General features: G+C 55.3%; 13 protein-coding genes. 6 read left to right on the top strand and 7 right to left on the bottom strand.

Annotated features, from left to right (window positions below; all coding sequences use genetic code 11):
* Positions 1-52 precede the first annotated feature (52 nt).
* Both glgA and glgP read left to right on the top strand, forming a co-directional pair.
* The gene (glgA, locus tag NWP14_RS04675) at positions 53-1,486 is read left to right on the top strand and encodes a glycogen synthase GlgA (protein WP_375214865.1); all 1,434 of its coding nucleotides are present in this window, start codon (positions 53-55) and stop codon (positions 1,484-1,486) included.
* Between the two features lie 18 nt (positions 1,487-1,504).
* Positions 1,505-3,952 carry a glycogen phosphorylase gene (gene glgP, locus NWP14_RS04670; protein WP_375214864.1) on the top strand — a complete coding sequence of 816 codons (2,448 nt, stop codon included), beginning with the start codon at positions 1,505-1,507 and terminating at the stop codon, positions 3,950-3,952.
* 120 nt (positions 3,953-4,072) lie between these two features.
* On the opposite strand, the gene ppk2 is transcribed toward glgP, so the two are convergent.
* The 3 genes from ppk2 to pgtP all read right to left on the bottom strand — a co-directional run bounded on the left by ppk2 (position 4,073) and on the right by pgtP (position 8,399).
* Positions 4,073-4,987 carry a polyphosphate kinase 2 gene (gene ppk2, locus NWP14_RS04665; protein WP_095103563.1) on the bottom strand — a complete coding sequence of 305 codons (915 nt, stop codon included), beginning with the start codon at positions 4,985-4,987 and terminating at the stop codon, positions 4,073-4,075.
* A gap of 23 nt (positions 4,988-5,010) precedes the next feature.
* Positions 5,011-6,621 (bottom strand): inorganic phosphate transporter, encoded by a 1,611-nt coding sequence (locus tag NWP14_RS04660; RefSeq protein WP_331833733.1) that lies wholly within the window; start codon positions 6,619-6,621, stop codon positions 5,011-5,013.
* A 398-nt stretch (positions 6,622-7,019) separates the two neighbouring features.
* Complete coding sequence (pgtP, locus tag NWP14_RS04655) at positions 7,020-8,399, bottom strand: phosphoglycerate transporter PgtP (RefSeq protein ID WP_375214863.1); 1,380 nt, start codon at positions 8,397-8,399, stop codon at positions 7,020-7,022.
* Between the two features lie 500 nt (positions 8,400-8,899).
* Here pgtP and NWP14_RS04650 point away from each other — a divergent pair, with 500 nt between their 5' ends.
* Genes NWP14_RS04650 through NWP14_RS04640 form a run of 3 tightly spaced genes read left to right on the top strand, consistent with a single transcriptional unit; the run spans position 8,900 to position 13,369 of the window.
* Positions 8,900-10,126, top strand: a complete 1,227-nt coding sequence (locus NWP14_RS04650) for an ABC transporter substrate-binding protein (RefSeq protein ID WP_375215097.1) — start codon at positions 8,900-8,902, stop codon at positions 10,124-10,126.
* A complete protein-coding gene (locus NWP14_RS04645) occupies positions 10,123-12,135 on the top strand; it encodes an ATP-binding protein (RefSeq protein ID WP_346431488.1) in 2,013 nt (670 codons plus the stop codon). The genes NWP14_RS04650 and NWP14_RS04645 overlap by 4 nt, the downstream gene beginning before the upstream one ends.
* Positions 12,116-13,369, top strand: coding sequence for a sigma-54-dependent transcriptional regulator (locus tag NWP14_RS04640; RefSeq protein WP_375214862.1), 1,254 nt, complete (start codon positions 12,116-12,118; stop codon positions 13,367-13,369). Before NWP14_RS04645 ends, NWP14_RS04640 begins: the two co-directional genes overlap by 20 nt.
* A gap of 22 nt (positions 13,370-13,391) precedes the next feature.
* On the opposite strand, the gene NWP14_RS04635 is transcribed toward NWP14_RS04640, so the two are convergent.
* Positions 13,392-14,717, bottom strand: coding sequence for a uracil-xanthine permease family protein (locus NWP14_RS04635; RefSeq protein WP_375214861.1), 1,326 nt, complete (start codon positions 14,715-14,717; stop codon positions 13,392-13,394).
* 56 nt (positions 14,718-14,773) lie between these two features.
* A complete protein-coding gene (locus NWP14_RS04630; protein ID WP_375214860.1) occupies positions 14,774-15,898 on the bottom strand; it encodes an aryl-sulfate sulfotransferase in 1,125 nt (374 codons plus the stop codon).
* A gap of 202 nt (positions 15,899-16,100) precedes the next feature.
* Here NWP14_RS04630 and NWP14_RS04625 point away from each other — a divergent pair, with 202 nt between their 5' ends.
* The gene (locus NWP14_RS04625; RefSeq protein ID WP_346431484.1) at positions 16,101-17,111 is read left to right on the top strand and encodes a substrate-binding domain-containing protein; all 1,011 of its coding nucleotides are present in this window, start codon (positions 16,101-16,103) and stop codon (positions 17,109-17,111) included.
* A gap of 1,028 nt (positions 17,112-18,139) precedes the next feature.
* Here NWP14_RS04625 and NWP14_RS04620 read toward each other — a convergent pair.
* Both NWP14_RS04620 and NWP14_RS04615 read right to left on the bottom strand, forming a co-directional pair.
* The gene (locus tag NWP14_RS04620; protein WP_095103531.1) at positions 18,140-18,349 is read right to left on the bottom strand and encodes a YdgH/BhsA/McbA-like domain containing protein; all 210 of its coding nucleotides are present in this window, start codon (positions 18,347-18,349) and stop codon (positions 18,140-18,142) included.
* A gap of 206 nt (positions 18,350-18,555) precedes the next feature.
* Positions 18,556-19,443 (bottom strand): alpha/beta fold hydrolase, encoded by an 888-nt coding sequence (locus tag NWP14_RS04615; protein WP_375214859.1) that lies wholly within the window; start codon positions 19,441-19,443, stop codon positions 18,556-18,558.
* Positions 19,444-19,446 lie beyond the last annotated feature (3 nt).

The following is a 19,446-nucleotide window of genomic DNA, read 5'->3' as shown; positions in this document are numbered from 1 at the left end:
CAATATTGCTCTGTCGCGGGTCGTCTCTGTGGCTGAATAATAAGGAGCATACATGCAAGTTTTACATGTAGGAGCAGAGATGTTCCCGCTGTTAAAAACGGGCGGACTGGCCGACGTCACCGGCGCGCTCCCGGCGGCGCAAATTGCCGATGGGCTGGATACCCGCGTGCTGCTGCCAGGGTTTCCGGCGATCCGCAACGGGATACAGGAGCCGCAGGTGGTAGCCAGCAGGGAGACATTCGCCGGGCCGATGACGCTGCTGTTCGGCGACTTTAACGGCGTGGGCATCTATCTGATTGATGCCCCGCATCTCTATGACCGACCGGGTAATCCTTATCATGACCAACAGATGCAGGATTATCCCGATAACGTACTACGTTTCGCATTGCTGAGCTGGGTCGGGGCCGAGCTTGCCGGCGGTCTGGACCCGTTCTGGCGACCTGAAATCATCCACGCCCATGACTGGCACGCGGGCCTCACGCCGGCGTATCTGGCCGCCCGGGGCAACCCGGCCAAATCGGTGTTTACGGTGCACAACATTGCCTATCAGGGGCTGTTCCAGGCCCGGCATATGGCGGAGATCGCTTTACCGGGGGCATTCTTCCAGATGCACGGAGTGGAGTTTAAAGGGCAGATCTCCTTCCTCAAGGCGGGCCTCTATTTCGCTGACCATATCACTACCGTCAGCCCGACCTATGCCCGTGAAATAACCGAACCGCAGTATGCGTTCGGTCTGGAAGAGCTGCTGCGGCAGCGTCAGCGAGAAGGGCGGCTGTCGGGGATCCTTAACGGGGTCGATGAAAGCATCTGGGATCCGCGCAGCGATTCATTGCTGGCGGCGCATTACGACCCGGCCTCGCTGGCTGAGAAGGCGAAGAACAAGCAACTGCTGCAAACGACGCTGGGGCTGAAGGAGGACGCTCGGGCGCCGTTGTTCACGGTAGTCAGTCGCCTGACCAGCCAAAAGGGGCTGGATCTACTCCTTGACGCTCTGCCGGGGTTAGTTGAGCAGGGAGGGCAGCTGGCGCTACTGGGCTCCGGGGACCCTGATTTGCAGGCCCGTTTTCTTGCCGCCGCGGCGCAATATCCCGGGCAGGTGAGTATCCGGATCGGCTACGACGAGGCGCTGTCGCATCAGATGATCGGCGGCGCCGACGTCATCCTGGTTCCCAGCCGTTTTGAACCCTGCGGCCTGACCCAGCTTTATGGCCTGCGCTACGGCACATTGCCGCTGGTTCGCCGCACCGGCGGACTGGCCGATACCGTCGCCGATTGTTCTCTCGAAAACCTTGCTGACGGCCTCGCGACCGGATTTGTGTTTACCGACAGCGAGACAGCGTCGTTATTACGTGCCATCCGCCGGGCCTTTGTTCTGTGGTCCCGTCCATCGCTGTGGCGGTACGTGCAACGTCAGGCAATGAGCATGGATTTTAGCTGGCAGATTGCCGCAAAGTCTTTCCAGCAGCTGTATCAGCGCATTATTTAATTACTACGGATAAGAAAAATGGAACCACGCGTAAGTTATATTTCACCCAGGCTGAATGAAGAAGCGCTGCAGCATGCTATCGCTTATAAGCTCATGTTTATCCTTGGTAAAGACCCTTCACTTGCCAATAAACATGAGTGGCTCAACGCCACGCTGTTCGCCGTGCGCGATCGGCTGGTAGAGCGCTGGCTACGGGCGCATCGGGCACGGATCTCACAGCAGGCAAGGCAGGTTTATTATCTGTCGATGGAGTTTCTCATCGGTCGTACCCTCTCTAATGCCTTACTGTCGCTGGGCATCTATGAGGATGTGAAAACGGCGCTGGCAGGAATGGGGCTGGATCTGGAAGAGCTGATTAATGAGGAGAACGATCCGGGCTTGGGCAACGGCGGTCTCGGTCGTCTGGCGGCCTGTTTTCTCGACTCCCTCGCCACGCTGGGGTTGCCAGGACGCGGCTACGGCATCCGCTACGACTACGGCATGTTTAAGCAAAACATCATCGACGGCCGGCAGATGGAGTCACCGGACTACTGGCTGGAATACGGTAACCCGTGGGAGTTCGAGCGCCATAAAACCCGCTATACCGTCCGCTTTGGCGGGCGCATTCAGCATGAGGGCAAAAACTCGCGCTGGCTGGAAACCGAAGAGATTATTGCGGTGGCCTACGATCAGATTATCCCGGGTTATGAAACCGATGCGACCAACACCCTGCGTTTGTGGAGCGCCCAGGCCAGCAGCGAAATTAACCTCGGTAAATTTAATCAGGGGGACTATTTCGCCGCCGTGGAGGATAAGAACCATTCCGAGAACGTTTCCCGGGTGCTCTACCCGGACGACTCGACCTATTCCGGGCGCGAACTGCGTCTGCGTCAGGAGTATTTCCTCGTCTCGGCGACGGTGCAGGACATTCTCACCCGCCATTACCAGCTGTATCAAACCTATGACAACCTGGCGGATAAAATTGCTATCCACCTCAACGACACCCATCCGGTGCTGTCGATCCCGGAGCTGATGCGCCTGCTGATCGACGAACACAGCTTCAGCTGGGATGACGCTTTTGAGGTGACCTGCCAGGTCTTCTCCTATACCAACCATACCCTGATGAGCGAAGCGCTGGAGACCTGGCCGGTCGATATGCTGGGGAAAATCCTGCCGCGCCATTTGCAGATTATCTTCGAGATTAATGACTATTTTCTGAAAACCATGCAGGAGCACTATCCCGATGATATTGCCTTGCTGAGCCGGACCTCGATTATCGATGAATCCAACGGCCGCCGCGTGCGGATGGCCTGGCTGGCGGTGGTGGTCAGTCACAAGGTTAACGGCGTGTCGGAACTGCACTCCCGGCTGATGGTGGAGTCGCTGTTTGCCGATTTCGCCAAAATCTTTCCGCGCCGCTTCACCAACGTGACTAACGGCGTCACGCCTCGCCGCTGGCTGGCCGCCGCGAATCCGGCGCTTTCCGGGGTACTGGACCGTTATATCGGCCAGACCTGGCGTACGGATTTAAGCCAGCTGAGCGAACTGGGCGAGTATCAGGATTATCCGCTGGTTAACCAGGCCGTCAGCGAAGCCAAACTGGCGAATAAGCAGCGGCTGGCCGATTATATCGCCCGTCAGCTGGGCGTGGTGGTCAACCCGAAGGCGCTGTTTGATGTGCAAATTAAGCGTATTCATGAATACAAGCGCCAGCTGATGAACGTCCTGCACGTGATCACCCGCTATAACCGCATCAAGGCGGACCCGCAGGCCGAATGGGTGCCGCGAGTGGTGATTTTCGCCGGCAAAGCCGCGTCCGCTTACCACACGGCAAAACAGATCATCCATCTGATTAACGACGTGGCCAAAGTCATCAACGGCGATCCGCAGATTGGCGACAGGCTAAAAGTGGTGTTTATTCCCAACTACAGCGTCAGTCTGGCGCAGATGATCATTCCGGCCGCGGACCTTTCTGAACAGATTTCGCTGGCAGGGACCGAAGCCTCCGGGACCAGCAATATGAAATTCGCCCTGAACGGCGCGCTGACTATTGGCACCCTGGACGGCGCCAACGTTGAGATGCTGGAGCACGTGGGCGAGGAGAACATCTTTATCTTTGGTAATACCGCTGCAGAGGTCGAGGCGCTGCGCAGCAACGGCTATCAGCCGCGCGATTACTACGAGCAGGATGAAGAGTTGCGCCAGGCGCTGACCCAGATGGGGACCGGGGCGTTCAGCCCACAGGAGCCGGGCCGCTATCGTGGTCTGCTGGATTCGCTGATTAACTTTGGCGACCACTATCAGGTTCTGGCCGATTACCGCAGCTATATTGACTGTCAGGACAAGGTGGATGCGCTCTACCGAACCCCGGAAGAGTGGACCGCAAAAGCGATGCTCAACATTACCAACATGGGCTACTTCTCTTCGGATCGCACCGTGCGCGAGTACGCGCAAAAGATCTGGTATATCGACAAAACCCAACTCTAAGCCCGCATTCACAATCCTGGAAGCGCCGGGGCCCGGCGCGACGGGAAATACATTGATGGGACTGACGGAGATCGCAGGAGGGAAACGCAGGGGCTTATTTTTTCATAAGCCCCTGTTTATTTAATATATCTCGGGAACAATCATATTATCCGGAACCGGGTTACGGTGGTATTCCGGGTTGCGCTTACGCTGTGGCAGGGTGATAACGCTGCCATCGCCTTCCGTGTAAGGAATTTGCTGCAGAAGATGGCTGATGCAGTTCAGTCGCGCCTTTTTCTTGTCAACGCCCTGGACCACCCACCAGGGCGCCTCTGGAATGTTAGTGCGTTCTAACATCACCTCTTTCGCCTCGGTATAGTCCTCCCAGCGGCAGCGGCTCTCTAAATCCATAGGGCTAAGCTTCCACTGTTTGAGCGGATCGTGAATGCGGCTGAGGAAACGCAGCTCCTGTTCGTCATCGGTGATTGAAAACCAATATTTGACGATCTGAATGCCGCTGCGGGTCAGCATTTTTTCGAACTCCGGTACGCTACGGAAGAACTCTTCGTACTCTTCATCGCTGCAAAAGCCCATCACCCGCTCCACTCCGGCACGGTTGTACCAGCTGCGGTCGAACAGTACCATCTCGCCGGCCGCCGGTAGGTGGGCGATATAGCGCTGGAAATACCACTGCGTGCGTTCGCGATCGTTCGGTGCCGGCAATGCCGCCACGCGGCAGGTGCGAGGGTTCAGGCGCTGAGTTATACGCTTGATCACGCCGCCTTTGCCGGCGGCGTCGCGCCCTTCGAAGACAATCACCAGTCGGTGACCGGTGCGCATGACCCAGTCCTGCAATTTTACCAGTTCGCCCTGCAGACGCAGCAATTCGCGGAAGTATTGCTTGCGCCAGGCCTTTTTCTGATCGCTGTCGACTTCGGCGTTGTTAAAACGCAAATCGTCCAGTTCCATCTCCAGCTCTTCATCATAGCTGTCGTAGAACTCCTGCAGCAGGCGCTGGTTGAAGGTTTCGTCGCGGTCAAATTCATGCATAGACATAATCGTTTTCCGTCTTAGTCTTTTTAGAAATTGGTGAAGACCCAGTAAAGCGTTGCCGACAGCAATATCGAGACCGGCAAGGTGAGCACCCAGGCCATCAACAGGTTGCGTAACGTGGACATCTGCAAGCCGGAGCGGTTGGCTGCCATGGTGCCGGCGATGCCAGAGGAGAGCACGTGGGTGGTTGAAACCGGTAGACCGAAGGCGTCCGCCGCGCCGATGGTGGTCATGGCGACCAGCTCGGCGCTGGCGCCCTGGGCATAGGTCAGGTGGGATTTACCGATTTTCTCACCAACGGTCACGACGATCCGCCGCCAACCGACCATGGTGCCGAGGCCCAGGGCGATAGCCACCACCACTTTTACCCAGAACGGGATAAAGCGGGTGGCGCTGTCCAGCTCGCCCTTGAGCGCGTCGAGGTTGTGCTGTGAATTAGTGGAAATCTGCAGCTGGTTTTCAGATTTAAGATGTTTGATGGTTTCCGACGCCAGATACATATCGTTACGGGTGTTGGATACCGACTGCGCGGGGATCTTATCGACCGAGCCGTACTGGCGGATCTGATCGCCGATAGCGCCGGTCAGCTGGGCCAGGGCCGGCACCACTTCCGGGGTTAGCTCCCTGGTACGCACGTAGCTGGTCAGTACCTCGCGTGGAGGCTGCTGGCCGACCGCCGGAAATTGCTGCAGCAAATCGTTTTTGGTGACTTCTGCCAGTGCCGCCACCCGCGGAATTTGCTCCGGAGGCATCGAGCGGTTCAGGGCATAGGCAATCGGCATGGTGCCCACCAGGATCAGCATAATGAGCCCCATGCCTTTCTGGCCGTCGTTGGACCCGTGAGCGAAGGAAACGCCAGTGCAGGTGAGGATCAACAGGCCGCGGATCCACAGGGGAGGCGGCATATTCCCTTTAGGGGCGGTGTACAACTGACGGTTCTTAACGAACGCTTTCAGCACCAGCAGCAGCAGGGCGGCGAACACAAAGCCGATCACAGGCGATAGCAACAGCGCATAGCCCACCTTTATTGCCTGCCCCCAGTCAACGCCGCTGGTGCCGGTACGGCCGTGGATCAGGGCATTCGCCACGCCGACGCCAATAATCGAGCCAATCAGCGTGTGCGATGAGGAGGCGGGTAGCCCGAGCCACCAGGTGCCGAGGTTCCAGATGATGGCGGAGAACAGCAGGGCATACACCATCGCGAAGCCGTTGCCGGTACCGGCCTGCAGGATCAACTCAACCGGCAGCAGCGAGATGATGCCGAAGGCCACCACACCGCTGGACAGCAGCACGCCGAGAAAGTTAAAGAAGCCGGACCAGACCACCGCCACCATTGGCGACAGCGAGTGGGTATAAATTACGGTCGCCACTGCGTTAGCCGTGTCGTGAAAACCGTTAACAAATTCAAAGCCTAATGCAATCAGGAGCGCTAATCCGAGCAACAGGAAAGGAATATAACTTGTATATACTGCGCCGGCGTCATGTACATCATTAAATAAATTTATCCCTGCAAATGATATGCCTATAACTAATAATAAAACAAAAAAAAGAACAGCTAACCTGCTGTTCTTCTGATGTATTTTAGGAAGGCCGCTGGCGGTTTCCATTTTAGATTGAATAGCGCTGTTATCACTCATAAGTTACCTTTTTAAAATCACGCCCACATATGCTTTTAAAGCGATCTGCACGCCAGATTATTATTAAGTAACATTGCTGTTTTATTTCAGAAGGATTAATCGCGCATAAAAATCATGCTGAGCCGTCAGCTCCTGATTGAATGACGTAAATATGCGTATGGTATTAATATTTACCACCGTGATGTAGTAAGCCGTTGGGCTAATAATCTTATTGTTAAATAAAAATCGGCCGTACGTGTTAAGTCATGCCGATCAGGCAGCTGTAATGTTCAAGACGCTAGCCGCGCTCAATGCGAAACGACAAGCCAGGAGAAGATATTGGTATGCTGCTGGAACCGCTGGGCATCGCTTCCCCGACGACCCGCTATCGCCGTCGTCGGGGCCTGCTTGATGAATGATTATGCCAGCGCCAGCGCCTGCTCTTTGGCCGCCTGCTGACGCTTGCGTTCCAGCTCCAGCGCGCCGCGATGCGACAGATAGCAGAACAGGATGCAGCAAATGACGCCGCCCATCAACAGATAGAAACCGCCGTGCCAGCCCAGATTATCCACCATTACCCCGAACAGACTGGTGCCCAGCGAGGCGCCGAAGATATAGCTCATAAAACCGCGTAGACCTACGGCGGAGCCGACCGCGAAGCTCGGAACAATCTCCATGGTCTGTACCGAAGCCAAAAATTGCGGCACGTAAATCAGGCAGCCGACGATGGCGGCAAAAACCGTGACCATAAACAGTGAGTCGCTTTTCCAGTAACCAATCAAACAGAAGAAGATCAGCGTCATGCAAATCATTGCGAGCGGCATCCTGCGGCCCTTAAATACCTTATCCGACAACCAGCCGGCCAGCAGGGTAGACGGAATGGCCGCCCATTCAAAAAACAGAAACGCGACGCCCATCTCCTCTTTGGAGAAGTGTTTCACCGACAATAAGTAGATTGGCAGCCAGCTGATCATGCCAAAGCGCACCATATAGACGAAGACATCGACCATCGATACATACCAGGCGTTTTTATTCCTTAGCACGTAGGTACAAAAAATCTGCCATGCGCTCATGTTTTCCGGCGCTTTGTCGATATTACCGGTATTCAGCAGCACTTTCTCTTCTGGCAACATTTCGTCCAGTGCCGGCAAGCCTTCGCTGCGCGGTGAGCCTTTACCGAGAACCAGCACCACGAGCGCAAACAGTACCGCCACCGCCGCAGGTACGATATAGCTGGCGGTTTGCCAGTGTTCTGAACCCAGTAGCGCAAACGCGGTGCCGACGATAGGGGCGACAATTCCGCCGCCGACGTTATGCGAGATATTCCAGAACGCGCCGACACGGCCGCGTTCGCGGCGTGGAAACCAGTTGGCGATGGTAATGAATGAGGGCCCTACGCCCATCCCCTGAAACAGCCCGTTGATCACGACCAGCACCACAAAAATCCAGAACGCGCTGCTGAAACCCAGACCGACGTTAACAATGGCGCACATGACCAGGCCAAAGGCCATAAAGACCTTTGGGCTGGCCTTGTCTGCCAGGCTGCTCATCACGCCTTTGCTGATACCGTAGGCAATCAGCATACAGCTGCTGAGCATCCCTATCTGGGTGGCGCTGAGATCGAGCTGCTCTTTCAGATACGGCGTCGAAAGGGTGAAGTTATTGCGCACAATGTAGTAGGCGAGGTAGCCGAGAAACACGCTTAATAACGCCTGGAGACGATAGCGTTGGTAAGTGGGTCTTATTTGTTGCGCAGGAACCGCAGCTGCGGCGACTTTTTGTTTTAATAATGAAAACATGTTTAAGTACCTATATTATGTTATCGGTAGTGAATCATGGTGTGCAAATTTGGCGGTGTGGCATGCGAAATAGATTGTGGTAAAAATAAACCAACAAAACAATTCAGTGTATTTGAGTCAGATTTGACTCAAATACAAAATCGAATATCTATTTTTTGACTCAAATGTATTTTTGCCTTCACTCTATAATTCGGTGATAATTGGTCCGGATTCAGCGCTCCGTCATATCCTTGCGGGAAACAGTCGGTGCTTGTTAGCTTGATCATCTTAACACTATGATTTTAATGAGGATTATAAGCTATGATCTCTTTCCGGGGATTAAACAGAATGTTGACTTACTCCGCGGTTTAATCGAGGCGTTATCCATAAATGAACTTTTTTGTCACAAACCGGGGCGGGGTTTTATTTATTATTTTTCCTGTTTTATGAAAATGATCACAAAACAATTGCAGCGAAAAGGACGTAGCATGGATAAGCGGTCAAATAAACAGCAGCGAGGTATGATGGTCGTCGGTTTATTTCTCAGCCTGATAACGGTATTTTCTGTTCAGGCCAAAAAGAGTGAGCTGGTTATTGCCACAACGTTTTCGCCCGATGCCACCGCCTATATCATCAGCCGCTGGCAAACTCAGCCGCAGTCGGTGATTATCCGTACCCTTAACCGTACCAGCGCATCGCTGGAACAGCTGCTGGATAGTGCAGGGGGTGAGAATATCGATCTGGTGCTGACCTCTTCGCCGATGCTGCTGCAGCATCTGCAGGAACATCAACGTCTGGCGGCCTACCCGGATGCGCCTGCGCAGTCCCAGCAGCTGGTACCGGAATCAATCCGCAGCACAGCCGTCGCCGTGGCCATCTCCGGCTTTGGGTTGTTAATCAACCAGCGTAATCTCAGCGAACGCCACCTGCCGCTGCCCGCCAGTTGGGATGACCTGATGCAGGCGCGCTATCAGGGAACCTTGTTGATGAGCAGTCCTTCCCGTTCCGATACTAACCATCTGATGGTGGAGTCGCTGCTGCAACAGGAGGGATGGCAGCGGGGGTGGGAAACCATATTGAGCGTGGCAGGGAACCTGATCACTATTTCCAGCCGCAGTTTTGGCGTGGCGGATAAAATCAAAAGCGGTTTGGGGTCGGTCGGTCCGGTCATCGATAACTACGCGAACCTGCTGCTTGACGACCCGAACCTGACGTTCCACTATTTTCCCCACTCGGCAGCCTCGCCAACCTATGTGGCGTTGATCCGCCATAACACGTACCCGGCGGAAGCCCGGCGCTTTATTCAGTTTCTGCTGAGCCCGGAAGGGCAGCAGGCGCTGTCGGATACCAATACCGGGAAGTATTCGATTATCCCCGCCCCTGGCAACGGCGCGCGTGCGCGGCAACAGCATCAGCTACTGAGCGAACCCTCTCTCAATTATCAGCTGATTTTGCAACGTCAGCGTCTGGTGCAAAAGCTGTTCGACATCGCCATCAGTTTTCGCTTGTCCCAGCTGAAAGACGCCTGGCGCGCGCTGCACAATGCCGAATCCCGACTTAAGACGCCGCTGCCGGAGATCCGCGCCTTGCTGACCGCCATGCCGGTGAGCGCTCAGCAAAGTCGGGATCGGCGCTACCTCCAGCAGTTGGATAACAAAGATCAGGCCGAGCAGTTGATGATGGAATGGCAGCTGTTTTTTCAGGAGCAGCAGCGACAAGCGATTGAGAAACTGGAGAATCTGAAATGAGGCTCCCCGGTTTTATTAAAAACCTGACCATCAGCGCCAGCCTGCGCGGCGCCTTTCTCACCGGGGCGCTGCTGACGCTGATTGTCAGCGGCGTCAGTCTATATTCCTGGCACGAGCAAAGTTCGCAAATCCGCTATGCCCTGAATGACTATTTTCCGCGGATACAGACCTCATTTCTGATTGAAAACAACCTGAATACCGTGGTCGATCAGCTCAACGAATTTTTGCTGGCGGCCAATACCACCTCACGCCTGCAGTTGCGCAACCAGATCCTGCAGCACCTCGATCAAATCGCCACTCTTAGCCAGCGTCTCGACACACCGGAGCGCCAGCAAATTGAACTGACGCTGCGGGACAGCCGCCAGCTCCTCGCGAGGCTTGACCGTTCGCTGTACAACATGTTCATCGCCCGTGAGAAGGTCAATGAGACCACCGCGCGGATTAACTGGCTGCATGAAGATTTCACCACCGAGATGAACTCTTTGGTGCAGGATTTCAGCTGGCAGCAGGGCGCGCTGCTCGATCAGATGGAGGCAAAACCGGGGAATGCCATCCCCCGACTACAGGCCAATCTTCGTGCGGTGCAGGGGGAGCAGCAGCAGGTCTATACCCTGGCGCGTATTGAAAATCAGATTATCAGCGACCTGCGCGACCGATTGATCGAGGTGCAGTCCAGCACAGAGGGCAATGGCAATATTGAAGGGCATATTCGCTATCTGGCCTATCTGAAAAAAACCGCTGGCGACAATATGCATCTGCTGGAAAGCTATCCCAGTACGATAACCCTGCGCCAGACGATTGATGAGCTACTCGATATCGGTATTGCCGAAAATAAAATGCCGGCGGCGATCCGCGAATATATTCAGGCACAGGACTCGCTATCGCAGGTGACGCAAGACAAAGAAACGACGCTGGCCCGCTTTCGCGCACAGCTGGAGTCCCAGCTCAGCGACAGCCACAGCAAAATGCGCGCCTTTAATCAGCGCCTCGAACATACCATGTGGTTCAGCGGTAGCCTGATTCTGATTGCCACGCTGCTGGCATTGATCCTTGCCTATTTGCTCAACCACTATTTTATCCGCTCGCGGCTGGTTAAACGCTTTAACCAGCTTAACCAGACGGTGGTCCGTATCGGGTTAGGCGACGTTAACGCCGACATTCCGGTTTACGGCGAGGATGAACTGGGGCGCATTGGTAAACTCCTGCGCCATACCCTCGGCCAGTTAAATCAGCAGCGTCAGCTGTTGGAGCGGGAAATTACTGAGCGAAAAAGGGTGGAAACGCATCTGCGCACCACCCAGGATGAACTGGTTCAGACCGCCAAGCTGGCGGTGGTTGGGCAGACCATGACCACTCTGGCGCACGAAATAAACCAGCCGCTCAACGCGCTGTCGATGTATCTCTACAGCGCACGTAGCGCCATCAGAAACGGACAAGCGGATAACGCCGGTCAGACGCTGAGCAAAGCCGAGGGACTGATTGGCCGCATTGACGCCATTATCCGCAATCTGCGGCAGTTTACGCGGCGGCCGGAGGTTGATGCTCCCGCCAGCCCCGTCGATCTGCGCCATGCTTTTATCGCCGCCTGGGAGCTGTTGTCCCTGCGTCATAAGCCGCTGCGCGGCTCGTTGCACCTGCCCCCTGGCGCAGCGCAGGTGCTGGGAGATGAGGTGCGGATCCTGCAGGTGCTGGTCAACCTGCTGACAAACGCGCTGGATGCGGCACAGGGTGCACCCAGCATTACAGTTGCATGGGGGCAGTCAGCCGAAGGCTGGACGGTAACCATCACGGATAACGGCTGCGGCTGGCCGCTGGAGCTGGCCGACTCACTGCTGAAACCGTTTGTCACCAGCAAGCAGCTGGGGCTGGGGATCGGCCTGTCAATCAGCGAATCCTTGATGCGACAGATGGGCGGGCATTTACGGCTGGCGTCGACGCTGAGCCATCATGCCTGCGTTGTTTTGCAATTTTTACCAACGGATGTCAACCATGCTCACTCATCAACATAATATTCTGCTGATTGACGACGACAGCGACGTGCTGGACGCCTACACTCAGCTGCTGACGGAGGCCGGACACCGGGTGTATGCCTGTCGCGATCCGCTGATGGCGCAGGATCTGGTGAGCGAGGAGTGGGGGGGGATCGTGCTGAGCGATGTCTGCATGCCGCATTGTTCCGGTATCGATTTGCTGAAGATCCTGCTGAAACATGACCCCCATCTGCCGGTGATGCTGATTACCGGCCACGGTGACGTCCCTATGGCCGTCGATGCCGTCAAAAAAGGGGCATGGGATTTTTTGCAAAAACCGGTTAACCCGGAGCAGCTGTTAGGCCTGGTCGATAAAGCGCTGGCCCAGCGCCAGACGCAGGTCGTGCGTCGGCAATGGCAAAAGGAGCAGCTGGAAGACAACCTGATCGGCCGTAGCGAATGGGTCATTCAGATGCGGCATACGCTCCAGCAACTGGCAGAAACCGATATCGCGGTCTATTTCCATGGTGAACGGGGCACCGGGCGTACGCTGGCAGCGTGCTATATGCATCGCCTTAGCTCACGTCATTCGCAGCCGATTATCTTCGGCGATATCCTCGAAGAGCAGGACACGCCGCTCAATGAATGGATCGCGCAGGCGCAGGGTGGGACGCTGGTCCTGCGCAATATCGAGTATCTGACCCAGGCGCAGCAGCATATGCTGGCGCACCTGCAGGGACAAGATGAGCTGCCATTTCGCCTGGTCGGCATCGGGCTACAGCCGCTGATTGCCATGGCCGGCAATAACCGCATTATCCCCGATCTCTACTACTGTTTCGCCATGACCCAGCAGTATTGCCCGCCGCTGGCGCAGCGGCTTGACGATATCGAGCCACTATTCATGCACTATCTGCAACAGGCCTGTTTGCGCCTGAATAACCCTGTACCTGAACTTCCAGCGGCGCTGGCTAAAAAACTGATCGCGCGTCCCTGGCCGAATAACGTCCGCGAGCTGGCCAATGCCGCCAAACTGTTTGCCGTCGGGGTGATGCCGCTGGCCGACATCCCGAACCCCATGCTGCACTCCGTTGAGCCCGTTGAGCCCGTTCAGCTCGACCAGCGGGTCGAAGATTACGAGCGGCAGATTATTGTCGAGGCCCTGAATATCCACCAGGGCCGAATTAACGATGTCTCCGAATATCTGCAGATCCCGCGCAAAAAACTCTATCTGCGGATGAAAAAGTTTGGTCTGAACAAACATCACTACCGTTAACGGGTCAAAGCGGCGTATCGGTTCAGCCTTTTAGGCGCACGGCGGCCCGCTTTTCGCTCACCAGGAATAACGAGTTGACGACGATCGCGGTGAGGGTACCCGCCGCCATGCCGTTACCCAGCACCATCTGCACGGCGGCGGGGAAATTCTGGTACAGGCCAGGCACGAGGATCGGCAGCATCCCCATCGCCAGACCAGTGGCTAAGGCATAGGTTTTCCCCGGCTTGTGCAGCGGCTCGCGGGCAATCATATCGATGCCGATGACCCCGATGATACTGAAGACAATCACCGCCGTCCCGCAGACCACCGGACCGGGCAGACAGGTGGCAAGGCGCACCAGCGGCGAGAATAACGCAATCAGGATTAACAGCAATCCGGCAATCGCCGTGACGTGGCGTGATTTGACGTTAGTGGTCCGAACCACGCCGATATTCTCGCCGGAGGTGATGATCAACGAAGTACCGAAAACGCCGCCCAGCAGCGAGATAACGGCGTCGCCGCGGATGGTGCGGGGAATGGCCTGATGGACGTTTTGTGTCGATTTGACGATCTCTGCGGTGGCAATCGTTTGCCCGGTTGCTTCAGCCATAGAAATCACCGCATAAATCAGCAGCGGCAGAGACGCTGACAGATTGAAGATTGGCCAGCCGAACGGAAACAGCTGCGGCAGGCTGAACAGCGGCCCGTGGCTGACGCCGCTAAAATCGGCGCTGCCCAGCAGCATTGCAAGCAGCGTGCCCGCCAGCAGGCCGAACATGACCGACAGCTGACGTAGGATGCCGCTGAACGCCAGAGCGAAGATCAGCGTAATCAGGATGGTGACCAGCGCCAGAATAATGTTCGTGGGCTGCGCAAAGTGGCTACTGCCCGGCTGACCGATAATGAGCCCGCCGTACAGACGAATCAGGTTGATGGAGACCAGCAGCAGCATAATCCCGATAATAAACGGCGGGAAATGGTGCAGAAAACGGCGAAAAACGGGGAGGGCAATAAAATAAAACAGCGATGTTAAGATCACCGCGCCAATTGCCGTTTGGATATTGGTCTGTAAAGCGATAGCGATGAAGATCGCGATAGGGGCACCGCCCGGAACCATAATAAACGGCAGGCGCGCGCCGAAGCTGCCGATACCGAGGCTTTGCAGGATGGCCCCCAGCCCGCACATCAGAAAGGTGGCGCTTAGCAGCGATGTGGTGACGCCATCGCTGAAGTGAAGCGCCTGGGCAATAAGAAAAACGGCGGTGATCGGCGTAGCGGCCACAACCAGCACATGCTGAAGGGCCAGCAGCAGCTTAGTTTGCCAGGGCAAGGCTTCGTTTTCCGGCACGGCGGAGTCAGAATACGGCATAAATTCCTCCCAAAGACGTGAGAACATCCCCGCCGACCCGCGTCGGCGAAGAGCGATTATTTCAGCCACGGTAGCGCATCGGCCGCGTAGCGGTGCGCGCGGAAGGCGCTGTTTTGCTTACCGGGGATGATCCCCTTGCTAAGATGCTCCGGGTATTCATTGAAGTAAGGAATAATGTATTCCCATACCGTCTCCCCCTGTGGAGTCACTTCAAACAGGCGGCCGAAGGCGGATTCGCAGATAAAGGTATTGCCGTTGGCCAGGCGCTGAGCGCTGCCCATATAGGGTGAGAAAAAGGCCGGCGGGAAAATATCGCGATATTGCCAGCGAATAGCCTGGGTGTGCGGGTCGAACTCCAGCACCGTGGAGTGTGGCGAGGTTACGCCGGTGCGCAGGTTACCGTTATCGAACACCAGAATCGAACCATTTTCCATCTCAATCGGGGTGTGCTGTTGGGCGACGACATCCGGCCCCACGTGCCAGACCATGCTGCCGGTCTCTTTATTGACGGCAATTACCCCGGAGGTGGTGCGCAGGCTCATCAGCACCAGGCCGTCGCGGGTGACCGACAGACCGTTGATCATCGGCCAGTGGCGGCGGTCGAAGATCTCATGAACCGGAAAATCTTCCGGGGCCAGATGCTCCCAGGCGCGCCATTCCCATACCACTTCACCGTCGCGATTGACCTCTTTGACGATATCGCTCTGTATGACTCCGTCCGGCGCATCGCGGCGCGGATCGCCGCCGGTGACGCGAGCGGCAATTTCCGCCGGCAGCGGCGCCGCCGCGGTATACAGCAGGTTACCGTTCGCCAGCCACTGCGCGTCGTGGTGATGGAAGATATCCTCATAATGCCAGACCACTTCGTTATCCGGAGTGACTTCATAAAAATCGCCGCCGTGCCAGAGATCCCAGGCCGGATAGAGGTTGGCTGAGATGCTGTGGCTACCGTTATAGCCGAGGTTACCGTTAGGCAGCAGCACGGCATCGCGTCCGGCACGAACCGGGAGCTGCCACTGGTGCGCCTCTTTTCCACGCTCATCAACCAGATATACCCGGCCTTCGGCAGTTTGTGGGGCGAAGAGCGTATAGCCGCCGAAGCTTTTCTCCATATCGGAGAAGGTCAGCCCGCTCGGACGACGCCCGAGGGTGAATGCAGGATCCTGAGATAAGTGTGCCACGTAGCCTCCTGAAGCGATTTTTTTCTGGCAAAATACGCCATTAAAACGTTTTAATGAAACAACATTAGATAGGAATGCTCGCCAGAGAGCTACGGTAAACGGCCACTTTTTTAATATGATTTTGTTATGTAATAGTGCCGAAATTCATACCCTGGAAATGTGCTACCCTGAGCGTAAATTCTCAGGAGGGAACGCCAGCCAGATGACTGCTCAAGATAAAAAACGCGCCAGACTCATTGATGTTGCACGCCTTGCCGGCGTATCGCCTGGCACCGTGTCTAATGCGTTACATCACACCCGTTTTGTCGAACCTGAGACCCGGCAACGTATTGAGGAGGCGATTCAGGCACTGAACTACACGCCGAATATTCGCGCCCGCCAGCTGCGTACCGGCAAAACCAACACGATTGCGCTTCTTTCTTCCTTGCCGCTGACCATCGCTTCCGGAGCATCGAAGCTGGGTTTTATGATGGAGGTCGCGCTTACGGCGGCGATTATGGCGCTGGAGAAGCAGCATGCGCTGATCCTGGTCCCGCCCGGGAAGAACCCGCTGGACATGGTGACCTTTGATGCCGCCATTCTGCTGGAACCCGCCGAAAACGATCCGCAGCTGCAGGCTCTGCAACAGGCGGGGATCCCATGCATCACTATTGGCCGCACGCCTGGAACACCGACGCCGGTACCGTGGGTGGATCTGCATTCGGAAGCGACGGCGAAACTGTTGCTGAGCCACCTGCAGACAGAAGGCGCCGATTGTTGCGCGCTCTTTGTCGGGCATACGCCGCGGACCTCCGCGCTGGAAACGGAGGTCGCTTATCGCCACTGGTGCGAAGGGCGGCAGACGCCGGTGATCTATTACCTTGATGAGCATGAAGGGGAAACGGCTGGCTATCAGGCGGCGCGTCAGATGTTGCAGGAACATCCCGAAATCAATGGCGTCCTGGTACTGGTTGATACCTTTGCCAGCGGCGCCGTGCGAGCTTTTCACGATGCGGCGATCGCCATGCCGCAGCGGATGCGCTTAGCCACCCGTTATGACGGTATTCGCGCCCGGGAATCCTTGCCGCCGCTGACGGCGGTGAACATGCACCTCGATGAGGTTGCCCGTCAGGCCGTCACGCTACTGTTTGAAGTGCTGGCCGGACATAACGTGATCGGCAGCCGCGGGCAGATGCCGGAACTGGTGGTCAGAGCCTCGAGCAAATTGTCGTAAGGGTCGTCAACCGCCGCGCTAGCGGCGGACGGCCGGCTTCTTAAACAATGAAAAGGTGAGGGATGCTTTAACTGCACATGAGTAAATAGCAACAGGTTTGGCTGAATGACACGGCCGTTTTCAAGATACAGTGAAAATTCGGGCATTTGCCCGATAGCAATTCCAGATTGTGGCCAGATGAATAGAAGCTGCGGCAAAACGTGACCCGATGCTTTTGCTGCCAGAGGACCAGATGATCAATATGGTATCTGAGGAGATACAACGACGGCATGAAGAAAATGAACTCGGAGGAAATGAGAGGGAAGTCAGAAATATCAACGTATTTATTTATCAATGCCTGCATGCTGTATGTGAAGTCATAAACCTTCGCAGTCAATTTAACATAATATACATTATGCGCACCTAAGTTGTAGGGGCTCAATGCTAAGTCTGTTTGTGGCTAACTGGCGTAACTCTCTTTCTCTATATCTATATAGGAATACCTGGCTATAGTTTTCAAACCTGTATGTCTGGTCAACGACTCACTTTTCCTGATGAGGCATTTTCTATGGCTATATACCTGATGCCGAGGTTTTCTCCGTGAAAGAAATCAACTGCCTCAAAATCCTTCACTTCACGATGTTATCAATCGCAGCTCACGTCCTGGTCAGGCAGCGAAAATGCTCCGGTATCACGCCGCGCCATTGCAACCGACTGCTGCAACGCTACCATCAATGTGGGCCGCCTGGAATGAATAACCAAAGTCAGTCGCGGCCGCGCTGGTAATCGCTCAATCGCCTGTTGCCCGAATCACTGACCTAACTGGCGCTGAGTATCATTCTGGAACGTTACTCAGATTTTGGCCCCACACTGGCGCGAGACAAGCTGGCTGAAAATCACGGCATTGTCATTGGTAAGGAAACGCTCAGACGTCTCATGATAAAAACCGGGCTCTGAGGACAAAAAAAGCCCCTTCAGGGGCTTTAATAAGTTTAAGAACAACGCCTGCGGTCTTACTCTTACGGCGATCAGTCCGGCAGTTCCCTCGATTATTTGGTCAGTTCCGCCGTCATATGAACGCCGTTATTGAAGCTGGCCTCGGTAATTTTGTACGACGTACCGCTCTGTTTTGCCTGTGCGGCGATCTGTGCTTCAGCGCTGTCAATCGTTGATGCCGTGGCGGTCACGCTCTGGGCAAAAGCGCCGAAAGACATCATGGAAAAAGCAGAAACTACAACTAAAGTTTTGATGGATTTCATGGTCGTATTCCTTAAGTCATTTGTTCAGTACTGGGCGCTGTTGCCCCGATGTGATAAATGATAAGACGACCATAGAGTGATTAAAATCGAAACAATTTGTGGATGTTATTCAAAAAAACAGAATGAATTTCGCACGCCCTTCTCCACTGTTTCTTTATCAACCTGTCTGCTTTTGCTGCACCGTATTTTTGCAGCTCCATGCCTCGTCACCTGTAATCGATAAAGCTCAGGATGGCCTCGTTGAACTCTTTCGGCGCCTGAATAAACGCGAAGTGGCTGGTGTTTGGTAAAATCAACAATCCGGCATTCGGGATGGTGTTGGCAATATATTCCAGATGCTCCCGCACAATGGCCTCGTCATGGTCTCCATCGACAATCAGTACCGGGGTCGTGATTTTCTTGAGATCGTCATCGCTCCAGTTGGGCTGTGTTGCCCACATATGGCTTATCTGATCGACAAAGGCATCGTACTGGTCGGGAGTTTTTGAAAGCTTGCGATATTCATTGCCCGCCCGTTCGATATAGCTGGCAAAGACCGGGTTTTTCTCGGTATCAGGTTTTACGCCGCTGGTTTTCGTATTGGGGGCAAAGGAGAAAATGCGGTTCACTCTGGTCGGGTGGCGAATAGCCAAATCGATACCAATAATTCCCCCATCGCTCCAGCCGACAATATCCGCTTTCTTAATGTTCAGATGATCGAGCAGCGCAACCACATCATCACTCATCAGGTCGTAGCTGTAAGGGCGCTCGTCACGCGTGCTGCGTCCATGGCCCCGACTATCAACCACAATGACCTTATGATGCTTCGCCAGCGCTGCAACCTGTTGACCCCAGTAATCGGAATTCGCCAGCCCGCCGTGGAGCAAAACCACCGGCGTTCCCTCTCCGGTGGTGGCGTAATAGAGCTGTATTCCGTTTACGCTGGCATACGCCGGTTTCAGCGCGGCGGCAGGCGCTGGTGTTCGCGGCAGATTTTTCCAACGTTCCCCCCAGGCTATGGGGGATTGAGGGGTGACCGACCAGGCCGCAGAGGTGCTCAACGTCCCCATCACGCAGAGCAGTCCGGCGAGGAATAGCGTATTTTTTCTCTTCATAGC

This window comes from Klebsiella sp. C349492, assembly GCF_042055345.1.
Classification (GTDB): Bacteria; Pseudomonadota; Gammaproteobacteria; order Enterobacterales; family Enterobacteriaceae; genus Klebsiella; species Klebsiella scottii.
Note: the sequence above shows the minus strand (reverse complement) of the source record. Positions and strands in the feature narration are given on the sequence as shown.